A 16344-nucleotide genomic window follows, 5' to 3' on the forward strand; every position below is an offset into this window, starting at 1 on the left:
TTGCCAAAAAACTCCAGCCAATTCGAAATTTCCGAATATGCCTCGAATGAGGTCAAATCATCAACCGGAAAACCTGCCCTATTTTTGAAAACGAATTGTCCAGCAAGGCTAAACAGAAAAAAGATTTAGATTTTTTTGTTAAATTTAGATAACAATAAACCTAAAAAAATCACATGAACTTAAAAAATCTCTTTTTACTTTCCCTGTTGGCCGTATTCGCTTTTCAGCAAAATGTACTCGCCCAGCTTCGGGTACCAAATTTCTTTTCGGACCATATGGTTTTGCAGCGTGGAACCGATATCAATTTCTGGGGATTGGCGCCTGCCAGTTCGGAAATCCGTATTGTTGGAACATGGTTTCAAGATACCGTAAAAGCAAAGACGAATGGTGATGGGCAATGGAAAACCACCTTGCCAGCAGGAAAAGCTGGAGGACCCTATGAGATCAAGATTATGGCCAACCAAGAGAGCATCACCTTGAAAGATATTCTATTAGGAGATGTCTTCTTGTGTTCAGGACAATCTAATATGGAATGGGGAGCGGCACAGAACCTCAAAGAGATCATCGATGAGATGCCAACTGCCAATAATCCGAACATCAGGTTATTACATATCAGCAGGAACGGCGCCTTGACCCCTCAAGATCAGATTTCCAATAAATGGGCAACCCTAAGTGCAGAGTCCTTACAACCTTTTTCAGCCATTGGTTATTTTATTGCAAAAGAGATCAATTCCCAGGAGCAGGTTCCTATTGGAGTGATCAACTCCAGTTGGGGTGGCACGGCCGCAGAAGTATGGACACCGAGTTATTTAATCGATAACGATCCTTTCCTCTTGCAGCGAGCTAAGCAACAAAGCGCAAATGATTGGCGACCGCACAACAGTGGGGTTCTTTGGAATGCCATGGTACATCCCTTTGCAGGCTATAATATCACGGCTGCATTCTGGTACCAAGGCGAGAGCAATGTAGGAACTTGGGATGGATATGATAAACTGATGAAAACCATGATCAATTCATGGAGATCGGCTTGGAACGATGATTTTCCTTTTTACTTCGTTCAGATTGCACCCTTCCAATATAACAATAAAGAGCCTCTCGCAGCCTATCTAAGAGAACAGCAGACCAAGACCGCAACTGAATTGCCCAACACCGGCATGGTCGTGATTACAGACCTTGTCGACAATATTAAGGACATCCATCCTATCCAGAAAAAGGCAGTTGCCAAACGGTTGGCAGATCTAGCACTTGCAGAGGTTTACCATAAACCCCTGAAAGATTATAAATCACCAATCTTTAAATCGCAGGAAATAAAAGGCAACAGCATTGAAATTAGCTTTAGTAACCTAGAGGGGAAATTAACTTCAAAAGGTGAAATTACTGACTTATTTATTGCAGGAGCAGACAAGCAGTTCAAAGCGGCCAAAGGCAAGATTAAGGGCGACAAGCTGATTGTAGAATCTGCAGAGGTCAAAAATCCAGTAGCGGTACGTTTTGGATTCACGGAGATCGCTATGCCAAATCTGTATAATTCCAATGGATTACCGGTATCCCCGTTTCGAACAGATCAATGGTAATGTTCCATGCATCATGGCCATAATGAAAGCAGTTGAAAAGTTGGGGGCGTAGTACATACGCCCTCTATAATAAATCTCCAATTACCTTGTTACATATTTCCAGAAGCTAAAAAGCTTTCTAGATTTGAGGTAATTCAGGTTATGTTCATTTTCATAAGCTTCCCGCTCAAAGGAGATATTCAGGTAGGCCCTAGTAAAGTTGCGGTATTGTAGCATTCGCAGGCTGAATTCCAAAAGATAGAGTAAATAAAACGGGAAAATGAGCAACTCCAAGGCTTGCAGAACGTGGATTCGTTCATGATTGATCAGAATCCTGTTGTCGCGATCAGAAGAATGTTTGAGGAAGATAAAAGGAAATATGGTAATAGCTTGCGCTTTTCCCATGGAAAAGAACTTGGTCCAAAACTTACTTACAATTACTTTACCTTTCATCTAAAGTTTAAAATTACGAAATCGCCTTTAACTTTATATCAATCATGGTTTTTTTGATTTTCAAACTTAGATTGTATATTTGTTAATACACTAAAATTAAAAGTTCATGCCGTACAAAGAACGAGAAATAAACAAGCTGTATTATACCATGGGAGAAGTCACTGAGATGTTCGGTGTAAATGCATCTCAAATCCGTTTTTATGAGCGTGAATTCGATATTCTACAACCTAAGAAAAACAAAAAAGGGAATCGTCTATTCACCCAGAATGATATTGCGAACCTCAAGATCATCTTCAATTTGGTTAAGGACAAGGGTTATACCCTACAAGGAGCGCGTGAATTCTTAAGAAGCAACAAGAACGAAGCAAGGGAGAACCAAAGGATCATTGAATCTTTGGAGGGGTTAAAAAGCTTTTTAATTGAAGTGAGGGATAGTCTATAAGGCTCTGCTTCCTAATTCTATAACTTCCAAATTTTCAATTTTATCTCCATTAATTTCAAAACGCATTGCGGTCCTTATCTGATGCCAACCTTGTTTACCGGCAGCACCGGGATTGAGGTGGAGCAACTGTAGCTTCGGATCAAACTGTACCTTCAGGATATGGGAATGCCCTGTAATAAACAGCTTCGGGGGATTGTTCAAGATTTCAGGTTTGACCAGTGGGCTATATTTTCCTGGGTAGCCACCAATATGGGTCATCCAAACATCGACCTGTTCACAATGGAACCTGAGGTGTTCAGGGAATTTCAAACGGATATCTTTATCATCGATATTTCCATAAACTCCCCGAAGAGGCTTAAAGGCTTCCAATTTCTCGATGACCTCCATGGAGCCAAAATCACCGGCATGCCAGATTTCATCACATTTTTCAAAATGTTTTAAGACCGCATCATCTAGGTATCCGTGGGTATCCGAAAGAAGTCCGATTTTCATATTAAAAAGCTAAAAAATAAGGTTGTAAGATCTGTTTATAGGCATCTGAATATTGGGATCTCTCCTGATAGATAACAAAAGTCTGCAGCTCAGGTTTGATTTCTTGTCTTTGGAAACTCAGTATGCAGCGAAAGGGCTCTGAATCAACAAAGGATTGCATATTGGTCTGTTGGTCCAGAAATAGTTGATTCCCTTTAGCTTCAGTTACCATAAAATCTAAGAGTTCCGTAGGCACCACGATCTGCAATTTTCCATGGACTGAAAGCTTTGAGCCTGCAAAATTGAACAGACCCTTAAAGAATTCCACATCGGTATGTTTGGCCACTTTCTTCCTTTGATCAGGGTTGTGCAACGAATTGATATAAAAAGGAGGATTAGAGACAATCAGGTCAAATTCAAGTTCTGTCTTCCAATGGAAGATATCAGAATGCACAATGGAAAGACGATCCTGAAAGGGCGAAGCTTGAAAGTTTTCCAATGCCCTTTGGGAGGCTTGTTTATCGATTTCCACAGCCCAAATTTTAGCTTTCGGATATTTTTGGGCCAGCATGAGTGCTATTACCCCTGTACCCGTTCCAATATCTAGGATGGAATCGGCCTGCGTATGTTCAGCGAAGGCCCCCAACAACACCCCATCGGTATTGATCCGCATGGCGCAGTGTTCTTGATTAACTGAAAATTGCTTGAATTGGAAGATATTCCCCATAGGACAAAGGTAATTTTAAATGCTTGTTTTTGAGCTAAAAAAGAACCTTTACTAAAATATTTGTATGCTGGGATTAATCTAAATGGAATCCCTATAGTCTATTTCCCTAAAGACAGACAAGCATATGAAAGCAAAATTACTTAAAATCGTAGCCTTGATCATGGTCGTAGGACTATTTTCAGCCTGTTCAAAAGAATACATCGGGGGATCTTATTTTTATCCTGAAGACTTTGCTGTAGATGTTTTTGATGTCTATAAGGTGAGTCCAGATACCTACCGTGTCGAGTATGCGGTAACTAATCTTTCCAACATTGATTATTACCAAGGACAGGATGGTGATTATTATTTAGAATTCTCCTTGGTTGGACATAATGGGGCACCTTTTTTCAATGAGGCACCCATTGGTACCTTATATGCCGGTGAATCGTTCCGTGGAACGATGATCATTCGGGTCGACCCTCGATTAGGGTATGATCCAAATGACATCTCCTATGATATATATGATGCTGGTAGGTACTAAACTACCAGCATATTTTTTAGTTCTTCAATAAACGCTGGATTTCGTCCAGTTTCATCAATGCCTCTACCGGAGTGAGGGTATTCACATCCAAATTATTCAGCATATCCCGAATCTTTTCTAGCACAGGATCATCAATGGCAAACATCTGAAGTTGATAAGCCTGTTTTTGGATCTTACGCATACTATCCTTGATCTTTTCTCCGCCGGTCCTTTCCTGTTCCAGGCGTTTAAGGATCTCCCCAGCACGTCCGATCAGTTTTGGAGGCATACCTGCTAATTTAGCCACATGTATACCGAAACTATGTTCAGAGCCACCTGGAACCAGCTTTCTAAGGAAAATCACTTTATTATTGACTTCCTTCACACTCACATTAAAGTTCTTGATCCGAGACATGGAAGTACTCAATTCATTCAATTCATGGTAATGGGTGGCAAATAAAGTTTTTGCCCGGCAGGAAGGATGGTTGTGCAGATATTCCGCAATGGCCCATGCAATGGAGATACCATCATAGGTACTGGTACCACGGCCAATTTCATCTAACAGGATCAAACTACGGTCAGACAGGTTGTTCATGATACTTGCCGTCTCGTTCATTTCCACCATAAAGGTAGATTCTCCAGAGCTAAGGTTATCCGATGCTCCAACACGGGTGAATATCTTATCCACGATACCAATAGATGCCTCTTTAGCAGGCACAAAGGAACCGATCTGCGCCATCAGCACAATTAATCCAGTCTGTCTCAGTAAAGCCGACTTACCGGCCATGTTTGGCCCTGTAATGATAATGATCTGCTGACCTTCGGGATCCAAAAAGGTATCATTGGTAATGTAGTCCTGCCCTATTGGTAGATTCTTTTCAATAACGGGATGTCTTCCTCCTTTGATATCGATGTTCTTTCCAACATTGACATCAGGTCTTACATAGAAATTCTTTTCCGCAATGATGGCAAAATTCAAGAGCACGTCCAATTTTGCAAGCAATTGGGCATTTAATTGAATCGGTTTGATATATTCCGCAATAGCGAGCATAAGCTCTGCATAAATACGGTTCTCAATGGCTTGAATTTTTTCCTCGGCGCCTAAGATCTGCTCCTCATATTCCTTCAGTTCCTCGGTAATATAGCGTTCAGCATTGACCAGGGTCTGTTTACGGATCCAACCTGCAGGTACCTTATCCTTATGGGTATTGGTAACTTCCAGGTAATAGCCAAATACATTATTAAATGCAATTTTCAGGGATGGAATACCTGTAGCTTCAGATTCACGTCTCTGAATTTCCAAGAGATAATCCTTACCACCAAAGGCTACCTTTCTCAATTTATCTAAATCAGGGTCCACTCCATCAGCAATAACGTTCCCTTTGTTCAAGGCAACAGGTGGTTCAGCTTGAACGGTCTGTTCGATTTTATCCCGAATGATCAGGCAAGGATTGAGCTGTTCAGCAATAACTTTTAAAGATTCCGATTCCTGTTCTTGACAAAGCTCTTTTAGTTTCTCAACAGCGTAAAGGGCCCTTTTGAGTTGGATGATTTCACGGGGATTCGCTTTTTGCAGTCCAATCTTAGAAATCAATCTTTCTAAATCGCCAACTTGTTTGATCTCTTGGACCAACTGGTCTCTTAGGTTTCTATCTTGATAAAAATCCTGAACGACCTGAAGTCTCTCATTAATGGATTTTTCATCCTTCAGTGGCATAACGATCCATCTTTTCAACAATCTGGCGCCCATTGGCGATGAAGTTTCATCAAGCACGTCTGAAAGCGTAGTTGCATTTTCATTGGCTGAACTGATCAGTTCCAGGTTACGGATCGTAAAACGGTCCAACCACATATATCGATCTTCTTCGATCCTGGAGATATTGGAAATATGCTGCAGGTTTCGATGTTCGGTTTCATTGAGGTAATGCAATGCCACTCCAGCTGCAACTATCCCGATAGGCATACGGTCGATACCAAATCCTTTCATGGAATTGACTTCGAAATGCTTCAGGAGGTTTTCGGTGGCATAATCACCGGTATATGGCCATTCATCCAAGGTATAGGTATAATAGTTGGAACCAAACTGTTCCACGAACTCCTTATATTGTTTTTTTGGAAGGATGATTTCAGTAGGTTTAAAGCCTTGCAAAAGCTTGTCGATATATCCCACGGAACCTTGGGCGACCAAGAATTCACCGGTTGAAATATCCAGAAAGGAGACCCCTACCGCCTGTTTATCCATGAATACAGAAGCCAGGTAATTATTAGATTTCTGTTGGACTATATTTTCATTGTATGAAACACCAGGTGTAACAAGTTCAGTTACTCCTCTTTTTACGATGGTTTTGGTTTGTTTTGGATCTTCCAATTGATCACAGATCGCTACCCGTTGTCCAGCTCGTACCAATTTAGGCAGATAGGTCTCCAGGGAATGGTGGGGAAAACCGGCTAAAGCGGTCTCAGATTCAGAGCCATTTCCTCTCTTTGTCAATACGATACCTAAAATCTTGGCTGCTTTAACAGCATCTTCTCCAAACGTCTCATAAAAATCCCCAACTCTAAACAGCAATAAGGCACCGGGGTATTTGGCCTTGATGGTATTATATTGCTGCATTAAAGGGGTTTGTTTCTTTGCTTTTGCCAAGGTTATTCTTTTTTTGTATAAGATGTAAAAATAGCAGAATTGTGGCGATTTGCAAAACAATGCCTACATCCAAAAAGCATTAGTGAAATGACATAATAATTAAAAAATACATCTTATGTTTGCATAAAATTTCAAAGTAATGGCAATCAAACGTTCTACCAGCAAGAACAGGAAAAAGCAAACCAAGACATCCTTTGGGAGCACACTGAAGACCAAGGTCCTTCCTTGGGTAATCAGGGGAGTGATTGCCTTTTTGGTATTGACCATAATTTGGGTCATTGCCCTACGTTTTACGAATCCTCCCATTACCTATTTGATGTTAAAAAGAGGTTTTGAGCGGAAAGCAGATGGTAAGGATTGGAAACTGGAACGCAAATGGTTGGATTATGAGGACATCTCAAACAACCTGAAGCGAGCTGCATTAGCTGGTGAAGATGCTCATTTCATGACGCACAATGGTTTTGATACCCAAGCGATCAAAGAAGCCTTTGAGAAAAACAAAGAAGGAAAAAGATTAAGGGGCGGAAGCACCATAAGCCAACAAACAGCTAAAAACGTATTCCTATGGCCTGGACGTTCATGGCTCCGCAAGGGTTTAGAAACTTACTTTACGGTACTGATTGAGGTCTTTTGGAGTAAGAAAAGGATCTTGGAAGTATACCTGAACGTGATAGAAACCGGACAGGGAGTTTATGGAGCTGAAGGGGCAGCCCAGTATTACTTTCATAAGTCGGCAAAAAGCCTGACCAAGAAAGAGGCTGCATTGATCATTGCCATCTTGCCAAGTCCACAAAAGTGGGATGCTAGAAGACCTTCTAATTATATTAATAGAAGAGCTAATAGCATCGTGAGGTATATGAATTACTATAGCATACCGGAGTAATGCTAAAATTTATTCCTTATTTATAGATTTCCACTTGGATTTTCCCGTCTGCAGTAACCGTTCCGCGGTACATGCCTTCGGTATTGAATGGCATAGCGACTTCTCCATTTTTGTCGATTGCAATCAATCCACCATCGCCACCTAATTTCCCTATTTCATCGATAACTTCCTGCGAAGCTTTGGCTACATCCATTTTGGCATAATGCATTTTTGCAGACACATTGAATGCAGCAACTGAACGGATAAAAAACTCGCCCCATCCTGTACAAGAAATAGCTACCGTAGCATTGTTGGCATAGGTTCCGGCACCAATAATTGGCGCATCACCCACCCTACCGAATTTTTTATTGGTCATACCCCCAGTGGAAGTTCCTGCCGCAAGGTTACCATGTTTATCCAAGGCCACACAGCCCACAGTTCCAAATTTTTCATCTTTATATGGAGGCAAGAAAGCCTTTTTATCGTCATGGTCCAGTTCAGCACGATCTTTATCTCTTTCCAATGCCCTTTGCAGTCCATCCCAACGTTGCTTGGTCCAGAAATAGGAAGGGTCAACGATTTGGATACCATTATGCTGCGCAAATTCCTCTGCGCCTTTACCAATCATCATGACATGTTCCGATCTATCCATGACAGCTCTCGCTGCACTGATAGGATTCTTGATATTGGTAACACCGGCTACAGCACCAGCCTTTAGATTAGATCCGTCCATAATGGCGGCATCCAGTTCATTTTTTCCTTGATTTGTGAACACGGCACCTTTGCCAGCATTGAAAAGTGGTGAATCTTCCATGATATGGATAGCTGCTTCGATGGCGTCTAAGCTAGATTTTCCCTGTTTGATCTGTTCATAACCAGCCTGAAGGGATTCGGTCAGTTTCTCAATATAGGCTTTCTCCAGGGAGTCCGTCATGTTCTTTTTTAGTATCGTACCTGCACCTCCATGAATGGCTAAAACATACTTTGGTTTTGAATTGCTCTGTGCAGAAGAAGGCGTTAAATTCATCGTTACACACATTAAGATTAATAAGTAGGTTACACTTTTTTTCATAATTAGATTCAGTTTTAAACAAAGAACGCAATAAATACCTAAAAAACAAAAGGGGTGGAAACGCCTTCATCCACCCCTAATCAATCTAAACTGTTAGTTGTTTTATTGTTTTGTCACACTAAGTTTTGCTTTGTTATTTCCTTCAGACAGATCAACTACGAATACATAAGTTGCACCTGCTTCCAGTTTTTTACCAGCCTGAAGACCTAAATTGCCTGGGTCACGGCCATTTGTTCCATCTCCAATCAAAATGATGTCACTAGAGGTTGTCAAGTCTGTATTCTTGAATTCACCGTTCCATCCTTTTTCATGGAAGAATTTGAAGTTGATATTATCGGTATTGATGGATTGTCCAGCCACTACTGTCACTTGGTATTTCTTACCTCCAATTGGTGTCACACAGATGGCCTTTCCTGGATCCCAACCTACCTGATTGTCAGCAACAGTTGGTTTACCGATACCTTCACCAATAATCCAGATAGCTCCGGTACCATCGGCATTCAATCTTGCTAGATCATTTCCGTTCATAGCTTCTACCTTAATATATTTTTTTCCTAGATCGGCAATGAAGCGGTATTTTCCAGACATGGCATTGAAGTAGTACTTATCACCATCTTGACGGATATAGTCCTTATCGACCCACCATCCCGCTGGCATTCCTTCAAAGGTCAATTCTTCATCTTTATTGATCGTTAGGTCAACCGAGAAGATTTCATCTTCAACCATGGACATATCTGTATCATTGATTGCATAACGAAGGAAAGGTGAAGCCGCATAAGTCAAGGTATTGAAACTGATCTTATAAACTCCATCGAAAGCATTAGAAAAAGGAATTGGCGTATTTACCCCTTGCAGGATCGCTTTATTCTCCCATCCAAATTGAATCTTATTTCCGAACTCACCTACTTTAGGCGCTTCGATATAAGCCGGAGCTTTCATCTTAAATTCATCAGAAACCTCGTACTGGTTAGGCCCAACCTTGTTCATGCGATAGGTCTTTCCTTCAGCTACTAAGTTTAAATAAGGAAAATCTGGTCTCGTGATATTCAGGACTTTTTCTTCCGTTTTACTCACCATCTGCACATTTTGAAGAGTAAATTTCAATAAGGCAGAACCATTTGGAATGTTCTTTAAGTAAGGAACATATAATTTCCCAGAGTACGATCCAGCTTCTTTTGTACGTATGGTCTGTTCCGAAACGACTTCATCACTGAACAACAATTGTACTTTCAAGGTAGAAAGGTCTACGCTTTTATCCGAAACATTCACGGTATATTGCAAACTATCGCCAAACAAAGAAGCAGTTGGACTTTTAACTATTTCAATGGCAGGCTCCCCAGCGCCATAAGGCACGATTAATTCATCTTCTTTACAAGAGAACATCAAGCTCAAAAGAAGTGAAAAGGCTAAATAATTGATTAATTTTTTCATTTTTTCCAAGAATAAGAAACAACAGAACCTGCAGGAACATCATAACTGAAATGATTTTTCCCATCCTCAATAACAATTCTAGAATTGCTTCCATTTGCATTTGCAATTACAAAAGCATAGCTACCATCGGTGTTTTTGAAAGCAGCATATGACAATCCAGCATCTGTATAACCTTCAGAACCAATGCGTACTGCACCTGGTTTTACCACGGCTGACATATGTCCGATGATGTAGTAATGTGAGTTTCTGCGAATGGTCTTGTAATCGGCTTTGCTGATATCAACGGCACCATAACAAGTTTGGCAACCACCTTCACGGTTAGGTCCTCTTTCCGAATCCAACATTAAATTCCATACGATCACCCCTTTGCTCCAGTTGTTTACTGTTCCTAAGGCTACTTCACGCATATCCTCCAACAATCTTTTTCCTAGAGCATGGCCGTCATTCCAAGTTCCAATGGAAGTTTCGGTAAAGATCAAATCTTTGTTCGGTGCTTTGGCGTGGATATCCAATAACTCGGCCTTGTCACCACCATAGTTATGGTAAGCAGAACCAGCGAAATAAGCAGCTGCAGCAGGATCTTCAAAAATCTTGATTGGATAATCCTGTTGTTCTGGCATATTATCATAGTTATAGTTATGGTCGAATGCGTAGATTTTGGTTGTTAATCCAGCTGCTTTCATCTTAGGACCAAGCGCATTTTTAACAAATGCTTGTTGCTCATTCCAAAACATGACCAATGAAGCCGAGTTCTTATCGTTCAATGGCTCATTTTGTGTTGTAATGGAGTAAATATTAACTCCATGTTCTTTCATGGCTTGGATCCACTTTACAAAATAGGTTGCATAGTCTTGGTAGTATTTAGGGTTCAAGTGCCCCCCTGTCCAAGAATCGTAGGGTTTCAATTCCGTCAAGTTATTCACTTTCATCCATTTTGGAGGAGTCCATGGCGAGCCCATGATCTTGATTTCTGGATTGATGGCGATAATCTCTTTTAAAACTGGAATCACATATTCCAATTCTTCCGATTGAAGTGCGAAGTTTTCAATTCCTGGTTTATCGGCCAAGGTATATTCATCCAATGAGAAATCAGAACAGCCAATAGCGATACGGATATAGCTTTGCCCCATTCCTTCTGTTGGAGAGAATGTTTCTTTTAGGAATTTCGTACGGTCCTCTGGTGCCATTTTCAACAAGTTGAAGGCTGCAGAACCGGTGATAGCAGAACCAAATCCATCCATGGTTTGGAATGTTTTGCTTTCATCGATCTTAATGGTCTTAGTCCCCATGTTACTGGTCTTGCTAAAGTCCACATAGGATTTTTTGAAATCATGGCTTAGTGATCCGGTTGTTGTATAGATTAATACATCTCCTGATGTAGGGTCTACAGGAACTGGGTCTCCGCCATTGATATTCGTGTCATTTCCACAAGCCGTAAAAATCGAGGAGAACAAGCTTGCAACAAATATATATTTCTTTAAATTATTCATAGTTTCAGTATTAATATCCTAGATTTTGCTTGATTTTAGGGTTTTCATCTATAATCGATTGCGGAATCGGCAAGCGATATGAGTTCTCTGTAAATGGATAAACTTGGGCTTTTCTGCCTGAATCTTTTGCATATACTGCATTCATCACCGATTCAACTTTATTCAAGCGCACAAGGTCATACCAGCGTTGCCCTTCGAAAGCCAATTCTAATCTTCTTTCACTCAACAAGGCATTTAACATGGCGTCTTTGCTTCCTTTAACGGCATTGCTCAATTTCGGAAGTTTCACACGTTGGCGAACTTGATCGATAATTGCAGCTGCTGCTGTAAGATTAGGGCTATCGCCATTGATCAACGCTTCAGCTTTAAGCAATAACAGGTCCGCATAACGAATTTTTATGATGTTACTGAATGCCGAACGAGTTTTATACATGAATGGGTAGTTGCTTGCCGGGTAGTAGTTGCTCCAACCAGCTTGATAATACACTATAGATTCTGTGTAGCGGATCTCATCTCCTTCGCGGGTGAATGCATTTATTAAATCCCTTGAAGGAGTGATCCATTTTGCCCATGTAAAATTGCTATTGTAGTTTGATAGGTCACGTCCAAACATCCAGGTTACCCAGTTTCCATTACCCGCAAAGAATTGGGTTTCTAAAATAGCTTCTTTGCTATTTCTGATCAATGGTTCTGCATTTCCTTCTTGAACGCCAAACAAATTTTTATAATCTGCATCTAAAGCAAATCCATCTGCTGCCAAATCATCCACATATTGAATAACCTTTGCATAGTTACGGATTGGTTTTTCAGAATAGACCTTAGCCAATAAAGCTTTGGCTACGGATTTTGAGAATTTTGTTTTGTTAGCGGCATTATTGGATGGCGCATCGACGATGGCTTCTTCCAATTCCTTGGCCAAGAATTCATAAACCTCCTTTTCAGGCGTCTGGCTCGGGAAATAATCGTCGTAAACCTCTTCGATATTTTCTGCGGTTATATCTTTACCCACTGTGGTCACCAAAGGAATATCTCCCCACAAACGCACCATATCAAAGAAAATCAAAGCTCTTTGAATTTTTGCTTCCGCTTTGTATTGCTTACGTAATGCAGAGGACAGGGAATTGTCAGCCACCGAATCCACATTAACGATCAGGATATTCAGTTTGGCAACATCCTCCAGGTAACGGATCCAATCGCGCTGAACAACTGAATTGGAACCTTCGATGCCGTTATTTTCATAAGGCACTACTTCGGCACCAGTCGTTCCTGCGTAAGCATTATCTGAATGCGATTCAGCAATCAACATTTGGTCAAGATACCAATGTTCCTGTCTATCACGTAGGATATTATATAAGCCTTGCATGTAGTTGTCTACCGCAGCTTTGTCTTTAAAGACTACTTTTTTTCCTTCTTCATTTACCCCTTCGGTCACGTCAGAATATTGACCAAGAGGATCTTTATCAAGAGAGCAGCTTGAGATGGCCACAGTACCGAGTACTGCGATCAGCATCTTCTTCATTATATAAAATTTCATTGTTCTCATCATCATAATCTTAGAACTCCATATTTAATCCAAACACGAACGACCTAGTTTGAGGATATGTACCCCAATCTAAACCTTGCACCCTACCTGAATTTCCCCATTGGTTAACCTCTGGATCCAAGCCGGTGTATTTTGTCAAGGTAATTAGGTTGGTGGCTGAGATAAACGGAGCCAATTTGTTAATTCCAATTTTTGACAAGGCTGGAGCTTTGATGTTATAGGAAAGGGAAATGTTTTTCAAGCGGATATAACTTCCATCTTCTACGAAGTATGAGGAGTTTTTCATATCATAACCTGCACGAGGGACTTCGGTAATTTGACCTGGGACTCTCCAACGTTGAAGAACACGTGTAGATTGGTTTTTACCATCGTACATGCCTTCCATTTCCATTCTGGAAACGTTGTAGATATCATTGCCTTGAGAACCTTGGATAAAGATATTTAGGTTCAATCCTTTGTAAGAAAGGTTATTGGTAAATCCGAAAGTGAAGTTAGGGTTAGGATCACCGATGTAAGTTTTATCATTGACAGTCACTTTTCCATCGCCATTGATATCGGAATAGATCATATCACCAGTTTCAGGATTTACCCCTTCGCTGATATAACCAAAGAAACCACCCACAGGTCTTCCTGCCTCGTTTCTTACTACGGTTTCATTAACATAGTCAGTGGTTCTAGCATCGAAATAAACAGGTTTTAGCACCAATTTGGTAAATTTATTTCTGTTGAAAGAGATATTAAAACCTGAAGACCAAGTTAGGCCTTCGCCTTTTAAGATATCGGCATTGATATTGGTTTCAAAACCACGGTTGGTCATTTCACCCTCATTTCTTTGGATTTGGGAGATATTACCACTACCTGGAAGATCCACCCACATCAACATGTCGGTTGTGTTCTTGTAGTAGTAATCCAAGTTCACGGTCAATCTATTATTGAAACCTGTAAAGTCCAAACCTACCCCAGTTTGTGTTGTTCTTTCCCAGCCTAAGTCAATTGTTCTTAGGTTTTCTGGAGTAACGGAAGCTAAATCGTTGGTTTTACCTTCTTCGAACCATGGTGAACGGATAATATTATAGCGTTGTAAATAAGCATAGTCACCGATACCCGATTGGTTACCTGTTTGGCCCCAACCTCCACGAAGTTTTAAGTCGTTCATCCAAGGCACATCACTTAGGAATTCCTCCGATGATAAACGCCAAGCGGCTGAAACCGATGGGAACATAGACCATCTTTTGCTAGGGTGTAATTTAGAGGAACCATCTGATCTTAAATTGGCAGTTACCAAGTATTTGCCATCATAATTATAGGAAAGACGTCCGAAATAAGACATCATTGCCCAATCAGATGCTGATGAACCGGTACCAGTCCAGGAGATTTTATTGGCCACATTCAAGGTTTCGATCAAATCATTTCTAAAGTGCGAACCGAGGATATAACTGTTGGTATAGTTTGAGCTTAACCAAGCTGTACCTGCCATGGCTTCGAAGTTATGTTTATCAAAGCTTTTATTGTAGGTCAAGGTGTTATCAAAAGTGATGACGGTATTCATGTTTCTAGAATCCGTTGCTTCACCGAATTGGTTCCTACCCCAAGAAGTAGACAATGGGTCCAAGAAAGTAGAAGAAAAAGCATTTCTTCTATCTAGGGCGAACAACGTTTTGAAGTTCAATCCTGGAGTAATGTGAACTGTAGCAGAACCTGATCCAATCAATCTGTTTTCACGGTTGCGGTTATTTCCTGTCGTTGCTAAATTCTCCAGTGGAGAAGTCACGTTCAGACCGTAGAAGTTATTGTAGAACTGTTTCGGATTGAAAGGATCCATGATCGGCGCAAAAGTCGGCGTATTGATTGCAGACAGGACAACCCCACCTCTATTGGAACCTGTACCTTCCACCATTCCGTTTCCGTTATAGTCAGCATAGGAGAAGTTAGCATTCACAGTTAACCAATCCCTCACTTTGTTTTCAATGTTACCCCTGAAGTTATAACGTTTATAGAATGTGGAATGGACAATCCCTTTATCATTTACATAGCCACCGGAAAGGAAGTATTTGATTCTATCGGATCCGTCTGAAATGGAAAGCTGATAATCTTGGGTCAATCCATTACTGAAGGTTTCATCGAACCAATCGGTTTGGTCTGTCAATCCATCAGGCAATTTCACAATACCGATCTCATCCATCAACTCTTTGTATTGCGCTGTGTTTAAGGGCGTAATGCTGTTGGTCACTCTATTTTGAGTCGCTAAAGCATTCAAAGTAATCTTTGGATTTCCAACTCTACCCTGTTTTGTGCTGATCAAGATAACCCCGTTTGCAGCCCTCGATCCGTAGATAGAAGCTGAAGATGCATCTTTTAGGATCTGCATATCGGCGATATCATTAGGCGAAAGGAAGTTGATATTGTCAACTGTTACTCCGTCAACCACATAAAGCGGGTCATTACTTCCGTTGAAGGAAGTGGTACCACGGATACGGATAGAAGTTCCACCACCTGGAGCACCAGAAGGTTGAGAAACGGTTACCCCTGCTGCTTTACCCTGAATAGCTTGGTTGGCATTGACAATTGGTCTTTCGTCAAGGTCTTCCAAGGATACGGAGGAGATAGCGGCTGTTACATCTTTTCTTTTAACTGCACCATAACCGATAACAACGACATCTTCCAGCGCATTTGTTTCTGGAGTCAAAGTGATGGTCAATTCTGCTTGTGCAATTACTTCTTGGCTTTTATAGCCTAGATAAGAAACTCGAAGTTTTGAATTTGCTGGAACATTCTCGAGTGTAAATAGTCCCGTGTTATCTGAAGAGGTAGATGCAGAACCTCCGATAACAGTAATGGTAGCCCCAATAATTGGTTCATTGCTGGCTTCGTCTATAACCTTTCCTGAAACTCGAATTCCATTTTGCGCGAATGCAAAATTTGAAAAAACAGATACCATAAAAAGGAAAAGACCGATACTAACTTTAGTAAAAAGTTTCATACGTCTTATAATCAGTTATGAGATTAATAAAATAATTTAGGGTATACCTAAACTTCCCATTCCAAAGTTAAGCAGGGTGCTAATTTTTAGTTAGCATTTGAGGCGGGCCAAAACAAAAAAGTAACCAAAGTAAATCAATAAGCATTGTTTTACAGGTTATTAGGCGCTTTTAAAAAG

General features: G+C 40.8%; 13 protein-coding genes. 4 read left to right on the top strand and 9 right to left on the bottom strand.

The annotated features are described in order from the left end of the window. The first annotated feature begins 173 nt into the window (after nucleotides 1–173). Nucleotides 174–1574 carry a sialate O-acetylesterase gene (locus NLF99_RS01675; protein ID WP_254526525.1) on the top strand — a complete coding sequence of 467 codons (1401 nt, stop codon included), beginning with the start codon at nucleotides 174–176 and terminating at the stop codon, nucleotides 1572–1574. A gap of 81 nt (nucleotides 1575–1655) precedes the next feature. Here the strand turns inward: NLF99_RS01675 and NLF99_RS01680 are convergent, their stop codons facing one another. Next, nucleotides 1656–2006 (bottom strand): hypothetical protein, encoded by a 351-nt coding sequence (locus tag NLF99_RS01680; protein WP_237219421.1) that lies wholly within the window; start codon nucleotides 2004–2006, stop codon nucleotides 1656–1658. 106 nt (nucleotides 2007–2112) lie between these two features. On the opposite strand from NLF99_RS01680, the gene NLF99_RS01685 reads away from it, so the two are divergent. Then, nucleotides 2113–2448, top strand: a complete 336-nt coding sequence (locus tag NLF99_RS01685) for a MerR family transcriptional regulator (protein WP_093100690.1) — start codon at nucleotides 2113–2115, stop codon at nucleotides 2446–2448. Here the strand turns inward: NLF99_RS01685 and NLF99_RS01690 are convergent. Both NLF99_RS01690 and NLF99_RS01695 read right to left on the bottom strand, forming a co-directional pair. Then, a complete protein-coding gene (locus NLF99_RS01690) occupies nucleotides 2443–2940 on the bottom strand; it encodes a metallophosphoesterase (RefSeq protein WP_254526526.1) in 498 nt (165 codons plus the stop codon). The genes NLF99_RS01685 and NLF99_RS01690 overlap by 6 nt on opposite strands. Nucleotide 2941: 1 nt before the next feature. After that, entirely contained in the window at nucleotides 2942–3646 is a 705-nt protein-coding gene (locus tag NLF99_RS01695) for a tRNA1(Val) (adenine(37)-N6)-methyltransferase (RefSeq protein WP_254526527.1), read from the bottom strand. A gap of 124 nt (nucleotides 3647–3770) precedes the next feature. Here NLF99_RS01695 and NLF99_RS01700 point away from each other — a divergent pair, with 124 nt between their 5' ends. Next, entirely contained in the window at nucleotides 3771–4166 is a 396-nt protein-coding gene (locus NLF99_RS01700; RefSeq protein ID WP_185211290.1) for a hypothetical protein, read from the top strand. Nucleotides 4167–4182: 16 nt separating this feature from the next. On the opposite strand, the gene mutS is transcribed toward NLF99_RS01700, so the two are convergent. Then, complete coding sequence (gene mutS / locus NLF99_RS01705) at nucleotides 4183–6789, bottom strand: DNA mismatch repair protein MutS (protein ID WP_254526528.1); 2607 nt, start codon at nucleotides 6787–6789, stop codon at nucleotides 4183–4185. Nucleotides 6790–6928: 139 nt separating this feature from the next. On the opposite strand from mutS, the gene mtgA reads away from it, so the two are divergent. After that, a complete protein-coding gene (gene mtgA, locus NLF99_RS01710; RefSeq protein WP_254526529.1) occupies nucleotides 6929–7672 on the top strand; it encodes a monofunctional biosynthetic peptidoglycan transglycosylase in 744 nt (247 codons plus the stop codon). Nucleotides 7673–7688: 16 nt separating this feature from the next. On the opposite strand, the gene NLF99_RS01715 is transcribed toward mtgA, so the two are convergent. The 5 genes from NLF99_RS01715 to NLF99_RS01735 form a co-directional block, all read right to left on the bottom strand. Continuing rightward, nucleotides 7689–8723 (bottom strand): isoaspartyl peptidase/L-asparaginase family protein, encoded by a 1035-nt coding sequence (locus NLF99_RS01715; RefSeq protein WP_254526530.1) that lies wholly within the window; start codon nucleotides 8721–8723, stop codon nucleotides 7689–7691. Nucleotides 8724–8825: 102 nt separating this feature from the next. Next, a complete protein-coding gene (locus NLF99_RS01720) occupies nucleotides 8826–10154 on the bottom strand; it encodes a DUF5125 domain-containing protein (RefSeq protein ID WP_254526531.1) in 1329 nt (442 codons plus the stop codon). After that, the gene (locus tag NLF99_RS01725) at nucleotides 10151–11644 is read right to left on the bottom strand and encodes a glycoside hydrolase family 30 beta sandwich domain-containing protein (protein ID WP_185215902.1); all 1494 of its coding nucleotides are present in this window, start codon (nucleotides 11642–11644) and stop codon (nucleotides 10151–10153) included. Before NLF99_RS01725 ends, NLF99_RS01720 begins: the two co-directional genes overlap by 4 nt. Before the next feature lie 10 nt (nucleotides 11645–11654). Continuing rightward, nucleotides 11655–13163 carry a RagB/SusD family nutrient uptake outer membrane protein gene (locus NLF99_RS01730; RefSeq protein WP_254526532.1) on the bottom strand — a complete coding sequence of 503 codons (1509 nt, stop codon included), beginning with the start codon at nucleotides 13161–13163 and terminating at the stop codon, nucleotides 11655–11657. A gap of 34 nt (nucleotides 13164–13197) precedes the next feature. Then, on the bottom strand, nucleotides 13198–16167 hold the full coding sequence (locus tag NLF99_RS01735; RefSeq protein ID WP_254526533.1) for a TonB-dependent receptor: 2970 nt from the start codon (nucleotides 16165–16167) through the stop codon (nucleotides 13198–13200). Between the last annotated feature and the right edge of the window lie 177 nt (nucleotides 16168–16344).

Origin of the sequence: Sphingobacterium sp. LZ11T8 (genome assembly GCF_024261425.1) — a bacterium.
Classification (GTDB): Bacteria; Bacteroidota; Bacteroidia; order Sphingobacteriales; family Sphingobacteriaceae; genus Sphingobacterium.

What these genes read in the sequence shown, in the direction of transcription:
- NLF99_RS01675 (WP_254526525.1), top strand. Translation starts at nt 174, where the DNA reads ATGAACTTAAAAAATCTCTTTTTACTTTCCCTGTTGGCCGTATTCGCT.
- NLF99_RS01680 (WP_237219421.1), bottom strand. Translation starts at nt 2,006, where the DNA reads ATGAAAGGTAAAGTAATTGTAAGTAAGTTTTGGACCAAGTTCTTTTCC.
- NLF99_RS01685 (WP_093100690.1), top strand. Translation starts at nt 2,113, where the DNA reads ATGCCGTACAAAGAACGAGAAATAAACAAGCTGTATTATACCATGGGA.
- NLF99_RS01690 (WP_254526526.1), bottom strand. Translation starts at nt 2,940, where the DNA reads ATGAAAATCGGACTTCTTTCGGATACCCACGGATACCTAGATGATGCG.
- NLF99_RS01695 (WP_254526527.1), bottom strand. Translation starts at nt 3,646, where the DNA reads ATGGGGAATATCTTCCAATTCAAGCAATTTTCAGTTAATCAAGAACAC.
- NLF99_RS01700 (WP_185211290.1), top strand. Translation starts at nt 3,771, where the DNA reads ATGAAAGCAAAATTACTTAAAATCGTAGCCTTGATCATGGTCGTAGGA.
- mtgA (WP_254526529.1), top strand. Translation starts at nt 6,929, where the DNA reads ATGGCAATCAAACGTTCTACCAGCAAGAACAGGAAAAAGCAAACCAAG.
- NLF99_RS01715 (WP_254526530.1), bottom strand. Translation starts at nt 8,723, where the DNA reads ATGAAAAAAAGTGTAACCTACTTATTAATCTTAATGTGTGTAACGATG.
- NLF99_RS01720 (WP_254526531.1), bottom strand. Translation starts at nt 10,154, where the DNA reads ATGAAAAAATTAATCAATTATTTAGCCTTTTCACTTCTTTTGAGCTTG.
- NLF99_RS01725 (WP_185215902.1), bottom strand. Translation starts at nt 11,644, where the DNA reads ATGAATAATTTAAAGAAATATATATTTGTTGCAAGCTTGTTCTCCTCG.
- NLF99_RS01730 (WP_254526532.1), bottom strand. Translation starts at nt 13,163, where the DNA reads ATGAAGAAGATGCTGATCGCAGTACTCGGTACTGTGGCCATCTCAAGC.
- NLF99_RS01735 (WP_254526533.1), bottom strand. Translation starts at nt 16,167, where the DNA reads ATGAAACTTTTTACTAAAGTTAGTATCGGTCTTTTCCTTTTTATGGTA.